The organism is Bradyrhizobium sp. LCT2 (genome assembly GCF_009931255.1).
In the GTDB taxonomy this organism is placed as follows: domain Bacteria; phylum Pseudomonadota; class Alphaproteobacteria; order Rhizobiales; family Xanthobacteraceae; genus Bradyrhizobium; species Bradyrhizobium diazoefficiens.
The window spans coordinates 1,766,247-1,790,153 of sequence record NZ_CP034432.1; the positions used below are offsets into that span (position 1 = coordinate 1,766,247).

16 protein-coding genes are annotated in these 23,907 nt (G+C 62.5%); 11 read left to right on the forward strand and 5 right to left on the reverse strand.

All coding sequences use genetic code 11. The features are described from left to right. Positions 1 to 28 precede the first annotated feature (28 nt). The 3 genes from EI171_RS08970 to EI171_RS08980 are packed head-to-tail and all read right to left on the reverse strand — an operon-like array spanning position 29 to position 1,585. Positions 29 to 751, reverse strand: a complete 723-nt coding sequence (locus EI171_RS08970) for an SOS response-associated peptidase (protein WP_161533139.1) — start codon at positions 749 to 751, stop codon at positions 29 to 31. A 4-nt stretch (positions 752 to 755) separates the two neighbouring features. Further along, on the reverse strand, positions 756 to 1,205 hold the full coding sequence (locus EI171_RS08975; protein ID WP_161533140.1) for a hypothetical protein: 450 nt from the start codon (positions 1,203 to 1,205) through the stop codon (positions 756 to 758). 14 nt (positions 1,206 to 1,219) lie between these two features. Next, positions 1,220 to 1,585: a hypothetical protein gene (locus EI171_RS08980; protein ID WP_246740471.1), complete on the reverse strand. Its 366-nt coding sequence runs from the start codon at positions 1,583 to 1,585 to the stop codon at positions 1,220 to 1,222. 564 nt (positions 1,586 to 2,149) lie between these two features. On the opposite strand from EI171_RS08980, the gene EI171_RS08985 reads away from it, so the two are divergent. The 4 genes from EI171_RS08985 (at position 2,150) to EI171_RS09000 (ending at position 14,046) form a co-directional block, all read left to right on the forward strand. Then, entirely contained in the window at positions 2,150 to 3,376 is a 1,227-nt protein-coding gene (locus EI171_RS08985) for a DNA cytosine methyltransferase (protein ID WP_161533142.1), read from the forward strand. Positions 3,377 to 3,532: 156 nt separating this feature from the next. Beyond that, complete coding sequence (locus EI171_RS08990; protein WP_161533143.1) at positions 3,533 to 6,058, forward strand: hypothetical protein; 2,526 nt, start codon at positions 3,533 to 3,535, stop codon at positions 6,056 to 6,058. Positions 6,059 to 6,242: 184 nt separating this feature from the next. Then, positions 6,243 to 8,204 (forward strand): hypothetical protein, encoded by a 1,962-nt coding sequence (locus EI171_RS08995; RefSeq protein WP_161533144.1) that lies wholly within the window; start codon positions 6,243 to 6,245, stop codon positions 8,202 to 8,204. Further along, the gene (locus EI171_RS09000) at positions 8,197 to 14,046 is read left to right on the forward strand and encodes a DEAD/DEAH box helicase (RefSeq protein ID WP_161533145.1); all 5,850 of its coding nucleotides are present in this window, start codon (positions 8,197 to 8,199) and stop codon (positions 14,044 to 14,046) included. The genes EI171_RS08995 and EI171_RS09000 overlap by 8 nt, the downstream gene beginning before the upstream one ends. A 19-nt stretch (positions 14,047 to 14,065) precedes the next feature. Here EI171_RS09000 and EI171_RS09005 read toward each other — a convergent pair whose 3' ends face one another. Then, the gene (locus EI171_RS09005) at positions 14,066 to 14,575 is read right to left on the reverse strand and encodes a very short patch repair endonuclease (protein ID WP_161533146.1); all 510 of its coding nucleotides are present in this window, start codon (positions 14,573 to 14,575) and stop codon (positions 14,066 to 14,068) included. An 89-nt stretch (positions 14,576 to 14,664) separates the two neighbouring features. On the opposite strand from EI171_RS09005, the gene EI171_RS09010 reads away from it, so the two are divergent. From EI171_RS09010 to EI171_RS09035, 6 genes are all read left to right on the forward strand, one after another. Continuing rightward, positions 14,665 to 15,441 carry a hypothetical protein gene (locus tag EI171_RS09010; protein ID WP_246740473.1) on the forward strand — a complete coding sequence of 259 codons (777 nt, stop codon included), beginning with the start codon at positions 14,665 to 14,667 and terminating at the stop codon, positions 15,439 to 15,441. A 240-nt stretch (positions 15,442 to 15,681) separates the two neighbouring features. After that, positions 15,682 to 15,861: a ribbon-helix-helix protein, CopG family gene (locus tag EI171_RS09015; protein WP_161533148.1), complete on the forward strand. Its 180-nt coding sequence runs from the start codon at positions 15,682 to 15,684 to the stop codon at positions 15,859 to 15,861. A gap of 88 nt (positions 15,862 to 15,949) precedes the next feature. Next, positions 15,950 to 16,933, forward strand: coding sequence for a hypothetical protein (locus tag EI171_RS09020; RefSeq protein ID WP_161533149.1), 984 nt, complete (start codon positions 15,950 to 15,952; stop codon positions 16,931 to 16,933). 893 nt (positions 16,934 to 17,826) lie between these two features. Then, a complete protein-coding gene (locus EI171_RS09025) occupies positions 17,827 to 18,024 on the forward strand; it encodes a hypothetical protein (protein WP_161533150.1) in 198 nt (65 codons plus the stop codon). Position 18,025: 1 nt separating this feature from the next. Further along, positions 18,026 to 18,385 (forward strand): hypothetical protein, encoded by a 360-nt coding sequence (locus EI171_RS09030; RefSeq protein ID WP_161533151.1) that lies wholly within the window; start codon positions 18,026 to 18,028, stop codon positions 18,383 to 18,385. Further along, on the forward strand, positions 18,382 to 18,651 hold the full coding sequence (locus tag EI171_RS09035) for a hypothetical protein (protein ID WP_161533152.1): 270 nt from the start codon (positions 18,382 to 18,384) through the stop codon (positions 18,649 to 18,651). The genes EI171_RS09030 and EI171_RS09035 overlap by 4 nt, the downstream gene beginning before the upstream one ends. Before the next feature lie 346 nt (positions 18,652 to 18,997). Here the strand turns inward: EI171_RS09035 and EI171_RS09040 are convergent, their stop codons facing one another. Next, positions 18,998 to 19,684: a recombinase family protein gene (locus tag EI171_RS09040; RefSeq protein WP_161533153.1), complete on the reverse strand. Its 687-nt coding sequence runs from the start codon at positions 19,682 to 19,684 to the stop codon at positions 18,998 to 19,000. Positions 19,685 to 20,387: 703 nt separating this feature from the next. On the opposite strand from EI171_RS09040, the gene EI171_RS09045 reads away from it, so the two are divergent. Next, complete coding sequence (locus EI171_RS09045) at positions 20,388 to 23,732, forward strand: phage tail tape measure protein (RefSeq protein WP_161533154.1); 3,345 nt, start codon at positions 20,388 to 20,390, stop codon at positions 23,730 to 23,732. Positions 23,733 to 23,907 lie beyond the last annotated feature (175 nt).

A 23,907-nucleotide genomic window follows, 5' to 3' on the forward strand; every position in this document is an offset into this window, starting at 1 on the left:
CCACCTGTTCCGTGGCATGTGAGGCACCCTAAGCGGCGGCCGCCGGGTCTTCCTTGACGCCGCGGGCGACGATCCGCAGCGCCCCGTCCGGCAGGGGCCGCTGCAGCTTCAGCGCCTCGTCTGCCGGCGCCGTCATCCAGGTCTCGACCTCGTCGGGTGTCGACAGGATCACCGGCATCGCCTTAGGGTGGATGGCGCCGACCTCGGCGTTCGGCTCCGTGGTCAGGAATGCGTAGAGGTCGTTCGTCGTCTCGCCCTCCCTGACCTTCCTGACCGACGTCCAATTGGTCCAGATGCCGGCGAAGCAGGCGAGCGGCCGGGTCTCGTCGAGCGCGAACCAGATGTCGCCGCCCTCGGCTTTGTTGAACTCGCTGAAGCTGTTGAACGGCACCACGCAACGGTTCTCGACGCCTAGCCATCGGGTCCAATGTTTGCTCTTCACGTTCCGGATGTTGGTGGTGCCGCCGTCCGGCTCCATCCGGAGCAATTCCTTGAAGTCCACACTCTTACCTTTGGCTTGCAGTTTCTCCGCGCGCTTCTTGGTGGCGTCCATCAGCGCTTTGGACGACGACGGCATGCCCCAGCGCGCGGTCGCGAGCTCGCGGCCCTCGGCGCCGGTCCGGATGATCGGTGCCTTGTAGTCCGGAAACACGCCGGGCATCGGCGCGAGGTTACCGACGTACCGGTTGACGACCCGGAACAACGCGCTGATGGCGGCCTGGTTGGTGGTGATCGAGTAGAGATTGCACAAGTCTTCAGGTCTCCTGGTCCGGATGGCGTGCCCGCTGCGCCAGCTGCAGCAGGGTAGCGGCGGGCCGGCGTCCCGCCTTCGCACACTTGCTGCAGCGAAGTCGGCTGGCTAGGTCGTGGACGAAAGTGGTCGGCGGATGGCGCAGGGTGGCCATGTCGACGTCGCGGGCGGCTTTGCAGCGGGAGCATTCGATCTGGAGCCAGCTATAGCCGCCGTTGATCGCCTGGTCGATCGTCGGTGACGGGTCGATCGGTTCGCCATCCGACCACATGCGTTCATTCCAGCTTTCGCACAGCAGCTTGTCCGCCGTCCGGATCAGCGCCTCCCCCTTGGCCCTCGCCTCCGCCGACTGCGCAGCCAAGATCGTCGTCATCGCGCGGGCGCGGCCGAGCTCTTTTGCAAGCGCTTTGCGGTCGCCTCCGGAGAGCGGTGTCGGGTGATGCTTGGGAGCCATGCCGTCCCGCCCGGCTAGGGGACGTCGTAAGCCGGCCAGCAGCCGTCTTCCTCATGGCGCCCGGTCCTCAGCGAGCAGGTGTTGTCCAGCAGGCGCTGGCCGACATGCCTCCAAATCGCATCTGGACCGTACAGCCTGACAGCGTCGACCATCTGGATCTCGACGATCCGGCCGCAGCGGCGGCAGCCCACTCTCAGTAAATGCTGGCGAATTTGGCCAAGGCGCAGCGGGTGTCCGGACGCGCCTGGGTCCGCATCGCCGCCGTCGGCACCGGCGTCGTCTAAGAGAGCTTTCCAATATTCAGGCGGCAGATCGTCGCCCGGAGCCAGCCCGCTGAGGGTAGGGGTCTTCCTATCGACGACCGCGGCCAGCTTTTCCATTTGTCGGGGTGTCGGCATGCGCCAGCTCGCGGGGTGGTCGGTCATACTAAACTAGAACATATCAAGAACAGCGGAGTCGAGGGCCGGCGCAAAAAATATCCTCCTTGCGGGGGCATGCTGGCCCGCGCCAATTGGAAAGCTTCTTGCGTCTATCGCTCGCCGCCTGGCCGGTGGCGGTCCCTCGCGAGCTTTTGGGTCGATGTCGATAAACGACGGGAATGGTTCGACTTTCGGCTGATAAAGAAAATGGCCGATTGAACTTGCTAGGCCTTTCAACCCATGCGACGATTCTGCGGCTTTCTTAGGCGCGACTCGGTTTAAAATTTCGTCGCGGGAACAATTAACGCGGATTGGTCGTCCGCCTTCGATATCGACTCCCTGTCACGCGCCTGAAGCCAACTGACAGTAGCTGCCGCGGATTTTCTTGCGGAGGAGCTCGAAGCGCGGCGGGCCGACCCGGGGGCGGGGCAAGTATGAAAACGTCAGATTTACGCGACAAGCCGCAGGCACTTAAGCGTCCTATGGCGTCGACGATGGCCGTTTTTGCCGGAAAGGTCGTCTGAAGTGCCGAGCTATCTCGAATTCTTCGCAGGCGGAGGCATGGTGCGCGCCGGCCTGGGCGGTCGGTGGAAATGCCAATTCGCTAACGACTTCGACCCGCTTAAGGTCAAGGTCTACGCAAATAATTGGGGTGAAGCGGAAATCCTCGAAGACGACATTCACAACGTCGAGCCTGCAGACCTCGGTCGTCGTGCCGATCTAGCCTGGGCCTCGTTTCCTTGTCAGGACCTGTCGACGGCCGGGAACGGCTTAGGCATCGGCCAGGCCGGCGGTGCCACCCGTACGCGGTCAGGCACGTTCTGGGCATTTATCGATCTGATGAAGCGTCTCAAGGCGAATGGACGGCTTCCGCGCATTCTGGTGCTGGAGAACGTTGTGGGCCTCCTGACGATAAATGGGGGCGAGGAGTTCCGGACTGTCATCGCATCGCTCGAGAGGCTCGGCATGCGCGCTGGCGCGGTCGTCGTCGACGCGAGGCATTTCGTTCCGCAGTCACGCTCGCGCGTGTTCATCGTCGCCATCGCCAAGACGTCTGCGGTCGCCGACGAGTTGGTGCGCGACGAGCCACACCCGACGTGGCATCCCGATCCGCTCGTGAAGGCCGTCGCCAAGTTGTCGCCGCACTGCCGCGAGCAGTGGATGTGGTTCAATCTCGGCGCCGCGCCCGAGCTCAAGAAGACGCTGAACAGAATCATCAAGAGCAATCCCGTAGGCGTCGAATGGCACACGCCCGCCGAGACCAAGCGTCTCGTCGGGATGATGTCCGAAGCGCATAGGCAGAAGCTCGCCGAGGCCAAGAAGTCGGGCAAGCGGATGGTCGGCACGCTCTCGCTGCGCATGCGTCCGTCGAACGGAAAGACCATTCAGCGCACCGAGATCTGCTTCCGAGGACTGGCCGGTTGTCTCCGGACGCCGAAGGGCGGTGGCTCGAGACCTCGCGTCATCGTGGTGAAGGGCGGCAGCGTCCGGACGCGGCTTCTCGCGTCGTCCGAGGCGGCGGCTCTCATGGGACTGAAGACCAGCTACGAGCTGCCCGACGTCTACGAATACGCATTCCGGGTCGTCGGCGATGGCGTCGCCGTGCCCGTCGTCTCGTTTCTGCGCGCGAAGCTGTTCAATCCGCTCCTTCGCTCAGTGAAGAAGCAGCGCGCCGCGGGCGCCGGCAAGCCCAAGAAGGCGGCGCGCGGGCCTGACAAGGGTCGGCGTGGGCAACTTGAGCTTCGTATGTGAGATGCGCGCGCCTCCACTCACCAGCTTGGCCGATCGGGAAGACGCGCTGACGCCGCGTTTTTCAGCTTTGGCGAACAGAACGAGCGCAGAGCCAACGCGGATTTCGATGCGATGACCGCAGGGATCCCAGCTACTTATTTGGATTGGGAATGCCTTTTGACACGGCATTTCTTGTCGATCGGCGATGGTGACGCATCGCCGCTGCGCTCGTTCGAGGTGACCGACTTCACGCTGACGGAAGCGGTGGGCGAGGAGTACGCGCGCCGAGACCAGGTCATCGAAGCTTTCCGCTCCACGCTGGCCGACCGAGAGGACACCCTTGTCAGGGCCCTTCAGCACGGGGAATATCGCAAGTATTCGGGCGACGAGATCCCGGGATGTTTCGCGTATCTCGCACTGACGATGCTCGTCGAGGGAATGATCGATCCGGACACGAGCAGCCACGAATTCCGTCCGAAGCTTGCCTCGTTCCTCAACCTGAGGCGTACCTTTGGCAACTTGCCCGGCATCAATACCATGTGGCTCGAGCTCGATGCTTGGCTGAAGGAGAGATCGGCGAAGGGACTGCCCTTCCGCGCGCTGGAACTGCCGCCAAGAGACGTGAGGCGGAAGCAGATTGGATACTCGGTCCAAATGTCCTTTCCGTCCCGGAAGGACAAGCAGTTGGTTCAGAGCTTCTTAGCCGATAACGAGGGCGTCCTGCGCAGCCCGCTGGACTTCCTGGATCAATTCAGACGCGTGGCAGATGGCACAAAGGCGTCCGCGTACCTGAAGGCCGCGTACGGTGACTTCGCGCGCAGCTATCGAATCGGCCAACGCGCGCTCGCCGACCACCGCTTCTGGCGGCTCGTTCAGGCAATCAGCCTAGGACGGAAAACATCCTCGACGGTGGAGCTCGTGCTGGAAATGGTCCGCGACGAGGACGACCTTTGGTCGTTCGCGATCTCCGACGCGGCGACTGGTCGAGGCATCGGATCCCACGCGTCGTTGGATCGGGCCGCGTCCGCCTGTTCGGCCAAAGAAGGCCACGAACTGACCCGGGCGATCGACCTCGGCGCGATCTTCTTTCGGCAGATCGGGCACGCGCGCTGGGAGGCGATGCCCACGCTCGCCGATGGACTAGGCAGGGTCATCGTTGGCCTTTCACAGCGCGTGGCGGCCAGGATCGGAGACAAACTCGGTCCGCTGGAGAGAAGCGGAGACTGGTGGCTCACGCGGGTCGTGCCAGCGGGCAGCGCGCAAGACCGGATCGGAGCCATCGTCAAACTGCCGAAGCCGGAAGAGCAGATCCGAAACGTTCGCGTGTTTGGCGGCGTCCGCAGCGGCGGCGAGTGGCTGGGAAGACCGTTGGTGCTTCCGCGCGTCGCGGCGGATGCAAGCGGTCTCTCGATCGCGCCTCGCGGCGGCTCGAAAGATGGCACGATCGTCTGCGAGGAGAAGTCCGGAGGCACTTACTCGATACGCAGCGACAAGCCGCTCGATGGCCAGTATGTCGTTCAGCCCGCTGCCGAGGAGGGCCGTCCGTCGCCTTCATGGTCGCGCAGCCTTTCCTTCGTTCGCGATGCGCATGTCCACCGTTCCGTTGGCGAGCCAAAAGGGGCGCCGATCCAAGAATGGAGCGACGTCGCGGACATGCATGACAAAGTCGCGCCTCCTCGAGCCGGATGGGAGGACGTGCATCCTGCGCTCTCCGATCTGATTGAAGCGGTCTACGCGGGCGGCGGATCTTCCGGCTGGCCCGAATCCGAGCTCGTCCCGATGCTGTCGGACATTTCGGCGGGCGGCGCGAGTCCTTGGGACCTGCTGCGCAGCCTTCAAGAGGCGGCGATGATCGAGCCGTTCTTGAGGTCCGGGTGGAAAGGCCGGACCTGGATGCTGGTCCGGCCGACGATCGCGCCCTTGGGCCCGGCTGCGGGCGGTCTTGTCGTGATCGATGGCTGCATCGGCGCACGCCAGGTAAACGACTTCAGGGAAGCGGTGGCGGCAATGGGCGGCGAGGCCTTTCGAACGAGCGGCATCGCGCGTTGGTCGCCCCCCTTGTTTGGCGCAACTTCGGTGCGACCCGACGAGCTCTCCGCACGCCTTCGCTGGCCGATCGGCGTGCGCAAGGTGGCCGGAAACGCGCCGGGTTCATTCGTCCAGACGCCCATCAGCCACGAATTCTATGCCGAGGCGTCGTTCTGGTCCTGGAAGAAACGGCATTTCGTTACGGTGCGCGACGATGATGGCGAGCCTGTGAGGCTCATCCGCTGGAAGAACGTCGGCGACCGCGACCATGACGTCTACGTCGTTACCGTCCGCGGACGCGAATTCAGGTTCGTTTCGCGACATGCCGCGATCGTGCATGCTCACCTGCTTCGTCGTTCTCCGATGTTCAGCTTCGGAGCGCGCGGTCTCGTCCGTTGCGCCGGTGAGGGCGCGTTGCCGCTGCCGATCGCCGCGGGGTTGCGATACCGACATCTCACGAACGCAGGCTCGTCCGGCAGGCGGCATTACGTGTATCCCGCGAGCGCGACCGACCTCTCGAAGCTGCAGAGCCTGCTGCCGTCCATCGTCGAGGCCGAGGGGTTTCAGTCCGTGCTGGACGCCTCGATGGCATTCAGAAGGTCCGGAGGCGCCGCGCGCCTTCTCTGGTTGAACGAAAGCGTAAGAGCGGCGCGAGCTTTGCCGCCAGTTGGGTAGGTCAGAAGTGCCGAACGATAGCAGCAATTTCGTATTGGGCGTATGCACCAGGACGCAAGGCCCGTCAGCCTTCGTCGAGGTTCGAGCACGGTCGATCGAGGGTACGATCTCCGACATTTCTGCATCGTCGCACAATTTGTTCGGCAATCACGGAGAGATCGAAGTCAAGTCGGCGCGGCCGGCGTTGAAAGTCGGCGACTGGGTGCTGGCAAGACCGACGCCGGAAGGGCCGCCGAAGAGACAGCGTTATGTCGCGACGTTCGGAAAGCGGCTTGTCCCGTTCGAAGACCTTTCCGGGCTTTACGCGCCTGAGGCCGCCCGTAGGCTTCTGGTCGAGACCGGGCGCCAGGACGGCTTCGCCGGCGACAAGGTTTTCCGCATCAGCGCTTCTGACCTGATCGAGGTGCGGATGGCGCTCTCGCCTGACGGGCGCTCGCGGATAGCCCAACCTGAAGACCTTGGCTCGCTGCCAGTCTGGCCGTACCAAGCCGACAGGCACTTGCGTGTGCCGACGGCGGCGGGCCCATTAGACTTGTTCGCGAAGGATGCCAGCGCGTCGCAGAGCGGGTTCGTCAATTGGAGCTCCGACGCCGACTATCTGGCGCAGGTCATCCGCAGCCTGGCCAGCGAGGGCACCGATGACGATGCGCTTAAGCAGGTCCCCACGCTGCTGGCGAGCCATCTTGCAAGGCTCGAAAATGTCCTGACGGAGGCGGAGTTGCTCGATCCGCGGGTCGGTCAGGAGATCATGCGATCGCGACGGCTCGCAGACGTCCTCAAGTCGCGTGACGATCTCCTCAACGGCTTCATGAACGTGCTTCGGTCGGACCCGGAGGTGAGGGCGCAACTTGCAGTGCGAACTGAGGAGCTCGCGATTCAAGCCGCTGCGGTCAGATGCGAGGCGCTCGTCAGCGAGCGAACGGCGGCGCTCAAAGCAGACCTCGATCAACAACGCGAAATTGGCCAGAAGGAGATCGCCGCGACGTTGCGCGATCTGGAGGCGTCCGATCTCGCTGCGATGGAAGCGCGTCTGAAGTCGGCCGAAAAAGCTGCCTTAGCCGAGATCTCCGCGAGGAAGAACGAGCTCGAGATCGAAATCGAGCTGCTCAATGAGCGAAGCGCGCAGGTCGCGCAGGAGAATGCGATGGCAGCGCGCCGGCTCGCGGATGCCCAACAATTCCTGCGAACACTCGACGGGGACATCGCAAGCCGAAAGGACGAGATCGACCGCATCGTCCGTATCGAGACCTTGCTAAAGGACAGGGAGAATGCGCCGGGGGAGAAACCGCGGGTTCCGGGGTTTCGGCCAACGGGCCAGACGCAACCAATCGCCGTGGGCGAGCTCGCGGCTTGGGTCGATTCTAGCAGCCTGCTGAGCAAGTCGGGGAAGGTCGCTTGTCTGCGCGTGCTCACAGATTTGCTGTCCGGCGGCCTTCCGGTGCTAAGCGGCAATGAGATCGACGACTTCATCGCCCTGATGGCGGCTGCTGTGGGAGGCGGACGGCATATCTCTTTCGAATGCGATCCGACCATCATCACGTTCGATGATCTTTGGGTCCGCCCTGGCAGCGGGGCGCCGACCGTGCTCGGCGAAGCGCTCGCCGACAGCGCCGGCGAGAGAGCGGTTCGCCTGTGCGTGCTGCGCAACATCGACAGGGCGGGCGCGCATTTGTGGGTGGAGGCGCTCGCGGACAAGCTTCGTCGCCGCGTCATTCCGGACAACATGTTGATTTGCCTCTCGCTCGCGGAGGCGCCGAGCGAAGCGCTGGCGGAGGCACTCAAGCAGCTGCTTCTCATCGACGCGACCGGCGCGATGGAAAGAGCAGGCGTCGTCGCGGCGCTTGCGCGGTCGCCGGCCGATCGTCTGGAACGACAGATCGACATGTCGACGATCGAGCCTGCGTCTGCCTCGGCAGCCACCCAAGCGGCCGGAAAACTCCTCCTGAAGGACGTGCAGATCGGCTTCGCGGACGTCGATTGGTTCGGCCGTGTCGTGTCGGTAGCGAATACGCTGCTTGCTAAGGGGGCAGACGACTTCATTCTTGCGGCTGCCCGACGGCGATTTGCGGTTCAGAAGGGCGGCGCGCCGAGCAACGGAAAGCCAGGTCTTCGGGTGATCGAGTCCGGAGGCGCGTCGAATGCTTGATCCAGTCGGCGGCTTCAGCCGCATCAAGGACTTCTTCATCTCGTACATCGAGACGGCGTTCCGAATTTCCGACCGAAGGACTGCAGCGGCCCGCCGGGCCCTACTCGAATCCGAAGGCATGCTCGCGACGGTGCCGTTCGTCGAGCCCGTCCTTCGTTACCTTGCGGCGAAGGAGCCGATCGAGAAACTCATCGATGATCCGGCGCTCGATCGGCTTTCGCGGCCCGGGAAGGTCGCATTCGCCGAACTTGCCTTGTCAGGCTTGTTCGACGGAGAGCCCGCGGAGGGCGAGATCAGGCGCAAGTCGACCTTCGCGCCTTACGTCCACCAGAAAGACATGCTGCTGCGGGGCGTGCAGCCCGGCAAGCCCGGCATCGTGACGTCCGGCACGGGATCGGGAAAGACCGAAAGCTTCATGCTGCCGCTGCTCGCGCAGCTTTCTGACGAAGCTCTCGGCTGGGCCGCTCCAGCAGCCGACTATCTGCAGGGCCGCTGGTGGAGGGGTTCGGAACGATACCGGGCGCAGCGAGGCGGCGAGACCCGGCGCGCGGCCATCCGCGCGCTCGTCCTCTATCCGATGAACGCGCTCGTGGACGACCAGATGGTTCGTCTCCGCCGGACGCTGGACTCCGATGGCGCTCGCACCGTCATGGACAACCGGTTTAAGGGAAACAGGATCTTCTTCGGCCAGTACACCAGCGCCACGCCCGTCACGGGCTACGAGCGTCATCCACGCCGGTTCGCTGATCCAGTCGAGAGGAAACGCCGCGCGCGGCGCCTTGCAAAGCTGCGCGCCGACATGCGCTCGTTCGAGAAGGGCCAGAACGCGGCGCGTGCGCATGACTTCAAGAAGGCGGCGGACGCCGCAGCTGGGATCGCTCCGGCGGAGGATCCGACGCGCTACATCTTCCCGAGCGTGGACGGTGGAGAGATGGTCAGCCGCTGGGACATGCACGCTGCGCCTCCGGACATTCTCGTTACCAACGCTTCGATGCTCGGAACGATGCTGTCGCGCGAAGTCGAAGAGCGGATGTTCGAGCAGACCCGCGACTGGCTCCTTAGTGACGACAAGGCTTATTTCTACCTCGTCATTGACGAGCTTCATCTCGTGCGCGGCTCGGCCGGGACCGAGGTTTCGTTTCTGATCAAGTCGCTGTTGCAGCGCCTCGGCCTCGACGATCCGGCGCACATGCACAAGCTTCGTATTCTCGCATCGAGCGCGTCGCTGCCCCTGGACGAGGCTCGCGGTCAGCAAAGCTTGCGATATCTGCGGGATCTGTTCGCACCGTTCGGCACCTGCACGAAGGCGGGCGACACGGGAACGACGGAGACCGAGTTCTGGCGCGGCTGCGTCGTTCCTGGCGAAGCGAACGTTCTCCCGTGGGACGGGCGGGGCCTGCCGCCGGTGCCTTTCGAGCGATTGCTTGCGGCAAGCGATCAGGACAGGCACGGATTCGTCGCCAAGCTGGAGCCGACCGAAGCCATCCGCTCGGCCTTGGCCGACGTGCTGGGCGAGCTAGGAATCGCTCGCGATGCGCCGGATCGCGTCGTTCAGGCTGCCGTCCAGGCCGCCGCCGCCCTAACAGCGTCATGCCGAAGCGGCGACGGCGTCCGCGCCACGTCGGTCGCCGACATCGCCGCCTTTCTGTTCGGCGATAAGACGAGGGTAGACGCCGTTCGCGGGCTCATGCTTGTGCGCGCCCTGCCGGAGAGCAAGCATGCCGAGTTCAAGGCGAAGTTGCCGGAAGGCGTGCCGTCTTTCCGCTTTCACGGCTTCATTCGGAACGTGGAGGGGCTGTTCGGATCCATCCGCGCCGTCGCGGATGGAATCGAGATCGACGACCTGACGACCGAACGCGGCATCTCGCATGGCGTCCCGGCCGAGAGCGAGACTCGTGGTCGCCGCCTATTCGAGCTGCTGTACTGCGAAGCCTGCGGCGAGCTCTTGGTCGGCGGTCAGCGCGGCGACAAGAATTCGGGTGCCGTCGTGGAGATGCTGCCCTCTGCGGCGGATCTCGAGAACATCCCCGAGAAGGGCGTCTCCGAATACTACGACAAGATGCTCTTCGATCAGTTCGCGGTCTTCTGGCCAAGAAGGGACGCATGGAAGGGCTCGGAGAAGGGGTTCGACCGATGGGAGCCGGCCTCCCTCGATCCGAACACAGGTGCGGCGACGCTCGGCAACGACGTGCCCCCAGGCCACGTCGGTGGCCACCTGTACTTCCAAACCGACGCAGCCGTGACGGTCAAGAGGAGGCTGGCGTTTCCAAAGACGGCACAGCCTTTTTGCTGTCCGAAGTGCTCGACCGACTACTCCTCGCGACCGAGAGAAAGCCGGTCACGTTCTCCGATCCGCGCGTTCCGGACCGGCGTCGGTAAGGCGTCGCAGATGGTCGCGACGGAGATGTTCGAGCTTCTGCACGCCATTGGCGCGGATGCCAAGAGCATTGTTTTCAGCGACAGCCGACAAGATGCGGCGAATCAGTCTCTCGAGATCGAGCGGCTGCATCTGCGTGACCTGCGCCGCGAGATCCTCGTCTCGGCCGCAAGAGCGGCGCTAAGCGAGGCGGAAGCGTCGTACCTGACGCAGGACCAGCAGAACGCGATGATCGTGCAGATGGCCCAGACCAATCCGGGGGGCGTCCAGGCGATGATCGAGGGCTGGAAGAAGAACTCGGGGGGCGGCGCTATCAGCGTCCCGACACGGAAGGTCCGTCTCGACCACCTGCTGCAATTCTCCGTCAACAGCACAAGCGTTTCGCGCATCACGTCGGAGTTCGTGCGTCTCGGAATCCATCCTTTCGACGAGTTTGGAAGGAAACGCTTCAACAGACAACCTTGGTGGCAGGCGTTCAACGAGGCAGCCGGCGACGTGACGTTCTCGAACGCACTGACGCCCGTGCTGCGAGGAGATCTATCGCAAGAGATCATGAGAAGCCAGTACGGGCTGATCGAGGACGTGATCTTCGCGAACAGCTTCTTCGCCATCGAAGAGACCGGCCTTGCGTATCCCTCTCTGTCTGACGATGAAGGAGAAGCGGCGGACGAAATGGATGCGTGGCTCCGCGTGTTCGCAAGCGGAAACCGGGTCCAAGAAAGCGAGTATTTCGATCCGACGAATTACAAGCAGTGGCACTCGGCAGGCGATGTGCAGGAAACCAATAAGGTGTGGCGTTTCGCGGACCACATTTTTGGCGCGCAACGTCAGATCGGCCTCGACGACGTGCTGCGTCGGCTAACGGCAAAGGACCAGCTCGGCGGCACGATCCAGGTCGGCAAGCTCTATCTCAAGATCGCGCGCGAGGACGATCCCTATTGGCGGTGCACCGCATGCGAACGGGTACACATGCATCAAGGCGTCGGGAGATGCACCCGTTGCTACGCGCCGCTGCAGACGCCGCGCACGGGACCGGTCGAGGAGCTTTGGGACTCGAACTTTCTCGGGCGCCGCATCGTCCGCGGCCATGAGCAGGGCATTCCGCGCTTCAGACTCAAGTGCGAGGAGCTCACCGGCCAAACCGACGACTTCTCCGATCGCCTGCGGCGCTTCAAGGACATCTTCGTCGGACTGGACAACATCGTCGGCCAGCATGCGCAAGAAATCGACATGCTATCAGTCACGACGACCATGGAGGTCGGCATCGACATCGGCTCGCTTCAGACCGTCTACCAGGCGAACATGCCGCCGCAGCGATTCAACTATCAGCAGCGCGTCGGCCGCGCCGGCCGAAGGGGGCAGGCGTTCTCGTTCGTGACCACGTTCTGCCGCGGCCGCAGCCACGACGCATTCTACTTTCGTCATCCGGAATCGATCACGGGCGACCCGCCGCCGGCCCCGTTCCTGGCGGTCGATCACAATCCCATTCCGCTGCGGCTGCTTCGGAAGGTCTGGCTTCGGCAGGCGTTCGCGCTGGTGCGGGACGAAGCGATTCAGGACGGCCTGCCATACCCCGGCGACGATCTCACCCCGCCGGACGTGCACGGCGAGTACGTCCCGACGACTGAGTTCTACGAGGTAGGCTCGGCTTGGCCGGGCAAGCTCCGCAAGGCGCTGGATGAGACGGACGACGTCCGTCAACGTTTCATCCGGACGGCGGTGCTGAAGCCCGCGCAGCGCCGGCAGCTTCTCGACATGTCCGAACCTGATACCCTGATGAATGAGATCATGGGCCTTGGCGCGCAAAAGCCACGCGTGCGCGGCGGCCTCGCGCAGTTCTTGGCGGAGCAAGGTCTGCTGCCGATGTACGGGATGCCAACCCGGGTAAGAAACCTCTATCTAGGCGCCAGGCGCGAACCCGGCGTGGTTCCGGAGGAATACGACTGGAGCCTGATGGACCGCGACCTGGAAATGGCGATTTACGAGTTCGCGCCGGGAGCGGTGCTCGTCAAGGACAAGGCCCGGCATCGTGTCATCGGCTTTACCGGGCCGTTGCCCGAACCGGAGCGACGCGGCAGGGATATCGTCGTCGACCCGCCGAAGTCCGACTGGTTCGGCGAGACGACCCACGTCGCGTGGTGCGGAGCCTGCGGAGCCGCGAGCCATACGGCCGACCATCCAGGGGCGCCGGTCGCTTGCGGCGACTGCGGCGTCGACGTTCCCGAAGAAACGTTCAACTACTACGTCTCGCCCAGCGCCTTCCGCACCGATTTCCGTCCGACCCCGAAGGATGTCGAGACGCCCGGTCAGATGGCGATCCGAACGGTCGCGACGATCCAGCACGACGGCGTGCCCAGCACGATCGGTAGCCTGACGGTGCACGCAGGCGCTGGCACCACGATCATGAACCTCAACAGCGGCGTGGAGGATGAAAACGGCCAAGCGAAGTTCTTCAGCGCCGACGTCGTAACTGACAATGACGTGCTGGGCTGGCAGAAGAACGTCACGGTTCCTGAACAGGCGATCGATCCCGAGATCGAGAAAATCACCGGAAGCCCGAGATGGACCCTGACCGCGCCACTCGGGATGCGTTTCGGGCTCCTTGCGCGCAAGGAGACGGACGCGCTTTTCCTTGAGGCAATCGGCTTCAATCGTCGGCTCAATCTAGATCTCGTCGCTCGCCGGGGCCTTCGGTCCAGAATCGGCGCGAGGTCGGCGGCCGTGAGCGCGACGCATCTGTTGGTGCAGAAGGCGGCGCTAATCCTCGACGTCGCCCCGGACGAGTTCGAGGCGCTGGAGCCGAGGCTTAGAGGCGAAAGACCAATGCTTCAGATCGCCGACACGCTGATCAATGGATCCGGTCTCTGCCGAAGGCTCGGCGAGCCTGGCCCCGACGGTCGTCCTCAGATCGTTCGCTTGGTCGAGGACGTCATCGGAGATGGAGGGCAGTGGCCACTTAAGGACTTCCTGAAGGAAGATCATGTAAAGCGGTGCTCGACGTCGTGCTACGTGTGCGTGCAACAATATCAGAACCGTAGATACCATCCGCTGCTCGACTGGAGGCTGGCCCTTTCCTATCTGCGCGGAATAATGGACCCACATTATTCGTGCGGTCTCGACGGGAACTTCGACGGCCATCCGGAACTACGTGGCTGGCTCGACAAAGCTCATGCGCTTGCACAGGACGTCGTGTCGATGCGGCCGAGAACGCTCCGCTATGGCCGCTTCGGCGTCGGAGGACGAATTCCGTTCATCGAAGAACGCACCGTCGATGGCCGTCTCGAACGGCGCTATGCCGTCGTCCATCCTCTCTGGAGGCTGGACGCAGCATCGGTCCGGGAGTTCGGCATCGCGCCCGATGGAAGCTCATTATGCTTCGTCGACACGTTCGATCTCGAGCGGCGGCCGCTGAACGCGCTGAGGTTCGGGGCCATACGGCCCGAAGACAACGCGCTGGCGCGCTGAGACCACGTCGCACGCGCGGTTACAGCGCCTTCGGCTTCGACGCGATCTTTCGGCGCAGGATGCCGGCGAGCTTCTTGGCGTCCTTCGTCTCGCACTCCCAAATACGCACGCATCGCCAGCCGGCCTTCCGCAGATCGGTGGCGTTGCGGGCGTCGCGTCGCACGTTCCGATCGAACTTCGCGGTCCAATACTCGACGTTCGACGCTGGCGAAGTGGCTTTGTCGCAGTCGTGCCTATGCCAGAAGCAGCCATGCACGAACAGCGCGATCCGCTTTGATGCAAACGTCAGATCAGGCGTTCCAGGCAGGCTCTTGCGGTGAAGCCGAAACCGTAGCCCCAGAGCATGTGCGGCCTTGCGCACAGCGATCTCCGGTTTTGTGTTTTTCGATCGCACTTGGGCCATCGTCCAGGAGCGAAGGGAAGGGTAGCCTTCCTTCGTCTTCGATCTGCTCCGAGCGGACCGCTTTGCGAGTTTAGAGCCAGTCCGTTTGGAACAAGCTCCGGTGGGTGTCGCAGGATAGACTGCCATTGTTCTTAGGTAGTGGTCAGGCTAGATGCTTACCAGAGCAGAGAAGCTCTTCAATGTCGCGGGCAAGCGCGAGTGCAAGGAGGATTGAAGTGTCGGAACTACAACGCTTCGCGAGCCTCATCACGGAGGCGCAAGAGAGCGAGATCGCGGCCGATGTCACTCTCGGTGGTCGACTCCTGCTCGCGAAGCAACATTCGCTTGCCATCAGCTATGCACCTTTCGAATATATTCAGAACGGCGCCCGGATTGCCATCGTCGGAATTACTCCCGGAGCCCAACAGGCCCGGAATGCCCTAACGGAATTCCGACGCCAACTTACCTCGGGTGCTGATCACGCAACTGCCCTTGGAGCTGCAAAGACGTTCGCGAGCTTTTCGGGTCCCATGCGTGCGAACCTTGTCGCGATGTTGGACCATATCGGGCTTGCAGGCTGGTTGGGCTTGGCCAGCACGGCGGAGCTTTGGACGTTGCGGAGCGATCTTGTTCACTTCACCAGTGCCATCCGATATCCGGTCTTCATCAATGGCGAGAACTATAGCGGTTCGCCGTCGATGGTCACGACGCCACTGTTGCGCGAGGCATTGCTTCAGTATCTCGCAGAGGAAGTTTCCGCGTTGCCGGATGCGGTGTGGGTTCCCTTGGGACCAAAGGTGAGCGAAGGACTGGCATTGCTCGTTAAGCGTGGATGTCTCTCGGCAGATCGGCTGCTGATCGGTCTACCTCATCCGAGTGGCGCCAACGCAGAGCGCATATCGTATTTCCTTGGCCGAAAGGATAGGGCCTTGCTGTCGGCGAAAACGGCGCCGGACGCGATCGACGCGCACCGTGCAGCACTCGCCGATCTGGTTGCTAAGCTGCCAAGATGATCTCGCGCGGGGCGCAGGCTGTGGTCTGTCCCAACTCTGCCTTTGCTCTATGAAAGCGTCGTCCGGGCGCGGGCAGAGCGGACTCTGGTTCAAAATTTGACGCCTTAGCAGGTTCGTGATAGGCCTTAATCCATCATCGCTGTAATTTTTGATCGGAAGCCCCGCCGTAGGTGGGGCTTTTGTCGTCGACCTGTCCGACGCCTCGGCAATCCCGCCGGGGCGTTTTGTTTTGGAGGAACTATGACTAACCGCCTTTTCTACGATCCCGATACCGCACGGCCACATGTGGGCTTCAGGCTATCAGCGCACCAACTGGCCGCGCTGGATGAAGCACGCCTGAACCTTCGTCAGGGCAGGTCAGAGTTCGTGAGGCAGGCCATCGAGGAGCGTCTGCAACGGCTTCAGGGCGCCGCGAAGTAGCCACCAACGAAAAAGCCCACGGCGTTCGCTGCGCCATGGGCTTCAAATCTCATTGTTCAACCAACCGCGATCGAACGAAGATACACTAATGCAAAAATCCCGAAAAAACAAGCACGCCAGCGACAACAGGTGTCAGGCGGAAATCCAGCCGACTGATCGCCTCGATTTCTTGGCCGAAATCGCAATGGACCACGACATCTCCGCCAAGCAGTCCATGGCGGTGCGCGTTGCCGCAGTCGTGCTGAAGCACCGCCACAATCAAACCGGACTGATCATTCTGAGGTACAAGACGATCGCGAAAGAGATCGGATGTTCCGTATCGGCAGTTCGAGACGCAGTCGAACTGCTGGAAGATCTGTGCTGGTTCAAGGTTGAGCACGTTTATCGTGACGGGGAGATCACGGCCAACAGATACACGCCATGCTGGGATTGGGCGGCGGCGTGCGGAGGGGTCTGGTGCGTAGAGAGCAGACGTCTGCTCTCCAGGGGACAGACCCCTGCTGAGTGGAGGACTAACCTCTGTGCTCCGGGGGACACTCAAAACTCAGGGGTTTATTCTCAGGGGGTTGAACCCAGCGCTTCAAACCCGACAATTCCCGAGAGCTCTGCTCCGGGTATGTTTGCGTGCTCCTCTCAGAGGAAACGCGCCTGTGGCGCTGATCGGCGCGGCAATGAGAGGACAACCGGATACCAACAGACCAACGAGGAAGCGGAGCGAGACTGGGTCGAGTTGAATCGCATCCTGCCGGGAACATCAGAAGATGCCGAATGCCAACCAGCGAAGAACTCCACCCATGGTGCTAAAGTTCTCTGGCACCGCTTGCTCAAGTCAGGCGTCCCATCGTGCCAGATCGTGCAAGCCGCGCGTGGTTACTTGGAACGGAAGCCCGATGGACAATGGCAGAGTGGCGTAGCCGGTTTCCTGAGCAACTTCGATCCGGAGCAGCTTCCGGATGGGACATACCCTGAATGGGGCACGTACCCTGACGATAAGCCGGCCGCGAACGATAACCGCCATTACGATCGTGCCAGCGGCGATGACCCCAACGAAGGTATTGAGGTCGATGTTTAACCCATGATCGGCAGCAGCACGCGCCGCGTGCTGTGGTCCCTTGGTCCGCCCCAGCCGGTGACTGCCTAGCAGGTCTGCCACCGGCTTCACCGTCACGCACATTCATCACTATGCCGGGCCGTCAGAGCGCGTCACCGGCTCCGAAAGCATTCCCCATGACTTCTTCGCTGGACCAGTCCTCCGACTGCCTCAACTTTTCCCGACCTTCTTCAGCAAAACCCACTGGCCCCCACCGCATCACCATCCGCGAGGCTGATGACCGACATGGACGGTTCGAAATCCGGCTCCCGGGTGGCTTAACCCTACCGGCTTCCCGCACGCCGATGCTCGCCGCAGCTCGCTACCTTCTCAGTGAAGGTGCGGACCCTTCCGCTGTTGTCGAGATGCGTCACGGCAGCCGGCCCGACACTGTGGCCGCATTCGGCAGGGTGGGCGCACTCGCAAAGCTCGACGTTCGGGAGGATCAAACGAGCGGACCACGTTTCTGCAAGTGGCGACCTCCACCGCAAGACCGGCCCTAGATGCTGCGGGTATCGACCGCTGGTGCGTTTTTCAGGATGGAGGCTATCCGCTGTAGCTCTCATTGAGAGGCGCGCTATACGGCTCCGCGCTGCACGCCATCTAGCGCGATCGACCGTGGACCTTGAAAAGGTCCGCCGACTTGCGGATCTACACCACATAAAAAGCGAGCGGCATTTTCGGGCGCAATTTGCATTCTTCCGCAAGACACCTTGACAAAACCCGCGTACCGTAGTACCAAGTTAGGCACAATAGCATTAGAATGCACGATACGAGATAGGCCCCTCCGCGGGGCCTTTTGCATTTGTTAAGCCTGTCAATCCCCAGCCCGCTCGGCATCCTGCCCGGCGGGTTTTTGCTTTGGAGTACCCCAAATGAAGAAAACCGATCCGTTCGCACCAGACGAACTTGTTTGCAGTCCGATGGTTCACGTTGGCCTCAAGCTACCCAAGGTTCTGCTCGACAAGATCGATGCTGCCGCCGCTCAAGACGATCCCAGCTGCATGAACCGCAGCTCGAAAATGCGCAGATATCTGATCGCCGGCCTTCGCCGCGAACATGAGGCAGCCTGAGATGACCACGGACGCAATCGAGGGCGCCGTCGTCTCTGCCGCACGCGCCAGAGGCTATGCGCTCAACTCCGCGACCATGGCGACGGTCGCAATCGATTTGGCTGGAAGCTCGCTGTCCGGCGACCTGATCACAGTTCCCGGCAAGGGCTCGTTGTCCGTCCAGGACTATCTTCGCGACCTGCACGACCGGGCACCGAGCGGCTTCAGCCGACTGCAACAGGACAAGCCGGACGAGGAGCGGACAATCACCGAGATGCGTCGGAAACGTCCGCTCGATGATGCCGCATGGCATGCACGCCGCGCCAAAGTGACCGGCACCACGGCCGCCTACATGGACGAGATCAAAAGGAACCGCACATGACTTATCGAAGACTACGAAGTGCAGTCGCGACCCGGGAAGCCATCGAAGCAATTCCGCCCGATGCACGGGAGCAACGGGCTCAGCATTTGGTGGCCCGCGAACGAGGCCAGCGACTTGCCGCCGCTCAGGCCGCCGTGGCAGCTGCGCTTGAGGCGCATGAACGCGCGCTGGCCAGCGTCCCAGCGGCTGAGGCCGATCTCAAGGCCGCCCGTGCGAAGTTCGACGAAGTCGAAAGAGAGGTAGCAGCGGCGACGCAGGCTGCTTAGATGTTTGGACCGCGGTTTCAGCTTCTCCAGAGTCGCCGCGGTCCATTGGAGGCGCAACGGTGATATTGAGACTCGCAGGACTGCACGCACTCGCGCTGGCTCTCGCCGTTGCGCCCACAATGCTCCCAACACCTGCCACCGCTGAGAGCCCGTATGCGACACCGACCCGCGATGGCCGTGGGCGCATTCCACGCACAGGGGCTTGCCCTACCGGCTACGTCGGCCTCGGCAACTTCTGTGAGGCGCTGCACAGGGGCACGCCGCACGCCTTTCCAGTGATCCCCGGCAAGGCCTGCCCGTCCGGGACGTTCCTGAGCGGCGATGCCTGCAAGGCGTTCCGATGATCCTACGCCGCGCGGTCTAGGATGTTCTTGACCGTCGTCGGGTGCCAGTCACCGCCATTGGCCGTGTGAATGCCTTTTGCATTGAGCGCCTCCGCAATCTCCCGCAGGGTCTTGGCACCTGCCTTTCGCACCGCCTCGATATTCGGAAGCACATTTGCAGCGAACCGGTCTGCCTCTGCCTTCTTCGCCGCCATGGCTGCCACGCGAGCCTCTGCCAGCTTGGGGCCGCCAAGCTTGGCTCCGCCGGCCTTCTTCGCCTGCAAGGCCTCTCGGGTCCGCATAGCGATCATGTTGCGCTCTTTCTCCGCGAGGGCGGCGTAGACGTGCAGCATGAATGGGTCGACGTCCTTCCCCAGTTCAGCGACCACGAACGAGACCCGCTGAGCCATCAGGCCGCTCACAAAGGCAACATCGCGTGACAGCCGGCACAGCTTCGCCACGCAGACCATCGCCTTGGCTCGACGTGCATCACGAAGGGCAGCCGCCAGTTGAGGCCGGCGTTCCAGAGCATCATGACCCTTGCCCGTCTCGGTCTCCTCGCGCCAGCCGATAATCTCGAATCCTTCCGCTTCCGCAAAACGCTGGATTGCCGCGACCTGTGCCGCCTTGCCGAGCCCGCTCTTGGCCTGCTTACCGGTGCTGACGCGGACGTAACCGATCAGGGGAGCTTTTGTGCTGGCTTCGGTCATCTCAGTACCTCAAATATAAGATCAGATCGAACATATTGATCTTATACAGACAGGCCAGACATGATCGCAAGCAGAATTTTCGTGCGGCTGCGTCGGCTGCGCCCTCTGGCCTTGAGCGCGAATGGAATGTGAAACAAGAGAAGCCGCTGGCGTCCCTAGTTTAGGCGGCGGAGCTTCCTGATGATCGCTCGCAAGTCCTCTGCATACTCTTGGATCGTTCGCAGCATCTCTTCCGAGGGCGCAGGCTCCTGCGTCGGCAGTGCTCTGGTCTGGACTGGCTGAGGTTGGCGCTCCATGCCTCAGCGTCAGCGGTGAGGGCAAAGCCACGTTGATCGAGGTCAACGATAATCAGAACGGCAGGACGCTGCCACCGCCTGCACGATCGGCATCAGCATCATCCCTGTTGCCACCGGCAGCGAAGGTTTCCCAGCGGTCGCGAGCGCGGGAGTGGTGAAGCCGAGATTTTTTATGCGGCATGGGACTCGGGTGAGAGGTGCCAGCTCCGCAGCCACCAACAAAAAGCGGACTTACGGCCATCCCGGGGCCTTCGATGTACCCGCGGGAGGTTCACGCATCCGCATGACCCCCACCCCCGAAATAATCGGGCGTCACCATTCCACGCGCCATGAGCGCGCATTTTCCAAAAGGCACTTTTCCCCATCGTCACCGTCTGCGCGATCGACGCGCCAACAACAAGAGAAACATGTCAGAGATCATCAGTGTACACGCCTCATTGACCGCGACCGACGGCGCGAGCCCCGTCATCGTCGGACTTCTCCGGAACGTCCGCAAGCTTGAGGCCGCAGTCAAGTCCATCAACGGCATCTCAGCATCCAAGCTGTTTCCCGACAGTGTCTCAGCCGGCCTCCAGAAGATCACCGACGACGCTCGGAAGGCTGCGTCGACCTATCGCACTGAATGGAAGTCGGCCTATGCAGACAGCCTGCGTGACGCGCGGGCGTTCCACCGTGAGCTGGACCGCCTCGACCGGCAGACCTTCAATCGGCGGCAGGCTGAACAACGCGCCGTTAGTCGTGGTGCCAGCTCCAGCGGCCGTGGCTCGCTCCCTCGTGGCACGTCGCCAACCACCGCGCTCATAGCGGGCGGCATCACCATCTCCGGTGTCGCATCCGCCTTCCAACGACGGATGGAAGCCGACGTCGCCGAGACCAAGGCGCAAATCTTCGGCGGGCTGTCGCAGGCTGAAGTGAAGCGGCTGCGTGGCGACTGGTCAGATCAGGTCGCGATCAAGTTCGGCGAGTCAGCTGCCGCGGTGCTGGACAGCTACACCGAGGCGCTGAAGCAGGGTTTCGATACCACGGCCGCAAAGAAGGTCACAGAGAACGCCTTGGAAGCGTCGTCGGCGCTCGAAATGAACATCGGCGAACTGATGAAGCTGGCAGGTAAGACCGCCACCGCTCTCTATGGTAACGTCCGGAACGCTGATCCTGCCCGCGTAGCGCGAATGATGACCTCGGTAGCCGTTGCCGCTGCCGCGACCGCCGCAGACCCGAACGAGGTGGTAGAGGCGAACAAGCGCGCCCTGTCCGCCTTGAGCACGACGAAGATGAAGGAAACCGACCTGAGCGCCTTCACGTCGGTGGGCATCTCGGCAGGCCTCCAGCCGAACAAGGCCGGTACGTTTCTCGGCTACATGACCTCCGAATTTGCAAACGCCGGCAACGCCCGTGGGCAGCGGGCGAAAGATCTGGATCAGGCTGCACGCATGATCGGGTACGGCGGCCGGTCGCAGATGGCTCAACGCATGGCGTCGGCGCCCACCGAGTTCATGTTGGATATGTTCTCGAAGATGAGAAACATGTCTGAGCAGAACCGGGCGAAATTCGCAAACCTCGCCGGCATGCGGGAGTGGCGCGATGAGCTGGTACAGATGGCCAAGGCTGCTGACCAAATCCGGGAGACACTGAAGGAGATCGATCAGAAGAGCGACGCGGTTTCCGCGTTCTCCCGCACGAAACTCAACTCACTTCGGAAGCGCTGGGACCGTATCAGGGAGAGTTTTGGTCTTGCATGGGAGAAATTCGGGACCGGCATTGAGGAGAGCTTTATTGAGGTGTCCGATTGGTTCGATCGACATACCGGCATCTTCACCTCTGGCAGGATCGCGGAGAAGTCTAGAGACCTTGTCGAGCGGCTGAAGAAAGCCTTTGGCGTCGCGAACATGAGCGACGCACTCGACAGGATCGCCGCAAAACTGTCCTCCATCGACGCGGACAAGATCATCGGCTTTGCGTCTGGTTTCGTGAGCGGGCTCAAGTCAGTCTTCGATACCATCACCACCCTGCTGAAGGGCGTCGCCGCCGCAATGGGCAAGGATGGCAACAATGCTGAAGTCCTGGGGAGGCTGACCGGGCAGATTGTTGCCTTGTCCGTCGCGCTCGGAACGCTCGCCCCCGTCATGGCCGTGTTCAGCGGCTTGGTGGGCATCATCGGCCGCATCGCGGGTCTGCTCGGTGGTCGGGCCTTACTCGGTGCCGCCGCCGGTAACCCCGTCGGAACGGCCGCCGCGCTCGCTTTGCTCTTGGCAGAGAACAACGACACCGGCATGCCGGACGCCTCCAAGAAACGGCCGGGAGAGACGACGAGCCAATGGCGAGAGCGGCAACGCCAGCACAAGAAAGACCTGTACCACAAGCAGTCTGGCGACGGTTTCAACCCGGCGGACGTTCACCCGATGAGCTTCATCGGGAAAAAGCTGGACAATCTCGGTGGGAAGATCGAACGCGCATCGTTCATGAGCACTGACTTCAGTTCCCGCGGACGCACTTACGGCAGCGGCGGACTGAGCGGCGGCACGGCGATCAGCGCCGACATGAACAGGATCGTCAGCGGAGTCGGCACCCCGGATGCTCTGTGGAAGAACGTAACGCCGGGCGGCATCCTTCCGAATTTCGGCGTGGGGTCTTCTGGCATCATCAAGCGCAGCAACATCCCGTCGTTCAACGGCGGAGGTGGCAGCGTTGACGATATGAGCCGGTCGGCCTTCGATAAGAAGTTCGCCGGTACTCCGCTCGCTGGCAAGTACGATCAGATCGTCGCGGCAGCCAGAGCCAACCGCATCTCTCCTGCGCTGCTGGCCGGCGTGATCGCACACGAAACCGGCAACGGTCATGTACTGTCAGGAAACAACGTGGCTGGCCTGATGGACCCGGCAACCGGCATGGCGAAGAAGATGCAATTCGCCAGCCTCGATGCAGGCATCAGCCGGGCGGGCCAAGTAGTCGCAAAAAACTACCGTCTGGCCGGCGGTAACCTCGACAAGATGGGGGAGCGCTATGCCCCGGTCGGCGCAGCGAACGATCCCCGTGGCTTGAACGGTGGATGGCCCGCAGGCGTTCGCAAGCAGATGAACGCGCTCTCCGGTGGTGGATCGGCCGGCGGCGGCGATGCCGTTGCGTGGGCCGAAAAGTACAAGGGCATGAACGAGTACACCGACAACCGAGTGTTGGCGGCAGCCCTTGGCGGTGACGTACGCGGCAAGTCCAATGCTTGGTGTGCTCGCTTCGTCAACAAGGCGTTGGAAGCGGCCGGAGGCAACGGCACGGGCAGCGCGGTGGCGAACAGCTTCCAGAAATGGGGCTCCGCGATCAGCCCGCCTGACGTCAAGCGCAATGACGTTCTGCTCCAGACTCACGGCCTCGGTTACAATCAGCCTGGTGGTCACGTAGGCCTCGCGACCGGCGAGACCCGCATGAACAATGGCCGGCTGCAAATCAAGATGCTGGCCGGCAACGATGGCGACTCAGTGCGCGAGCATTGGATCGACGCAGACAAACACCTGATGGTCCGTCGCGGCAATCCCATCGGCCAAGTCCCGTCGCCGGCCGAAGCAATCAAAAGTGTTCCCGCAGCGCCTCAAGCTGGAGTCCCGATGAGGGGCGGCTTTGGTGGCGGTGCTGGCGGTAACGTCGCGATCCATATCAACGGCAACAGCCACGACCCGGAAGCCCTCGCAACGCTGGTCCAGCGCCGCGTTGACGAGTCAATGAACTGGCGCGCTCACGACTCGGAGAGCGAGTACACCTGACGACAACAGCCCGGCCCCACGGGGCCGGGCAACTTTTTCGCCATTTGCGTCAATACAAATTCCAATGCAAACGCCGATCGATCATGTTCGAGTCGCGATCGACGTTCGGTCGCGTTGAAAGGAAAGCATCACCGTGAAGAGCCATCCAGTAGAGACTGCGATCGAATTCATCTTG

Bases quoted from the DNA above. Each gene is read 5' to 3' on its own strand.
- EI171_RS08975 (WP_161533140.1), bottom strand. From the start codon at position 1,205: ATGGCTCCCAAGCATCACCCGACACCGCTCTCCGGAGGCGACCGCAAA.
- EI171_RS08980 (WP_246740471.1), bottom strand. From the start codon at position 1,585: ATGGAAAAGCTGGCCGCGGTCGTCGATAGGAAGACCCCTACCCTCAGC.
- EI171_RS09000 (WP_161533145.1), top strand. From the start codon at position 8,197: ATGCTTGATCCAGTCGGCGGCTTCAGCCGCATCAAGGACTTCTTCATC.
- EI171_RS09005 (WP_161533146.1), bottom strand. From the start codon at position 14,575: ATGGCAGTCTATCCTGCGACACCCACCGGAGCTTGTTCCAAACGGACT.
- EI171_RS09015 (WP_161533148.1), top strand. From the start codon at position 15,682: ATGACTAACCGCCTTTTCTACGATCCCGATACCGCACGGCCACATGTG.
- EI171_RS09020 (WP_161533149.1), top strand. From the start codon at position 15,950: ATGCAAAAATCCCGAAAAAACAAGCACGCCAGCGACAACAGGTGTCAG.
- EI171_RS09025 (WP_161533150.1), top strand. From the start codon at position 17,827: ATGAAGAAAACCGATCCGTTCGCACCAGACGAACTTGTTTGCAGTCCG.
- EI171_RS09030 (WP_161533151.1), top strand. From the start codon at position 18,026: ATGACCACGGACGCAATCGAGGGCGCCGTCGTCTCTGCCGCACGCGCC.
- EI171_RS09035 (WP_161533152.1), top strand. From the start codon at position 18,382: ATGACTTATCGAAGACTACGAAGTGCAGTCGCGACCCGGGAAGCCATC.
- EI171_RS09040 (WP_161533153.1), bottom strand. From the start codon at position 19,684: ATGACCGAAGCCAGCACAAAAGCTCCCCTGATCGGTTACGTCCGCGTC.
- EI171_RS09045 (WP_161533154.1), top strand. From the start codon at position 20,388: ATGTCAGAGATCATCAGTGTACACGCCTCATTGACCGCGACCGACGGC.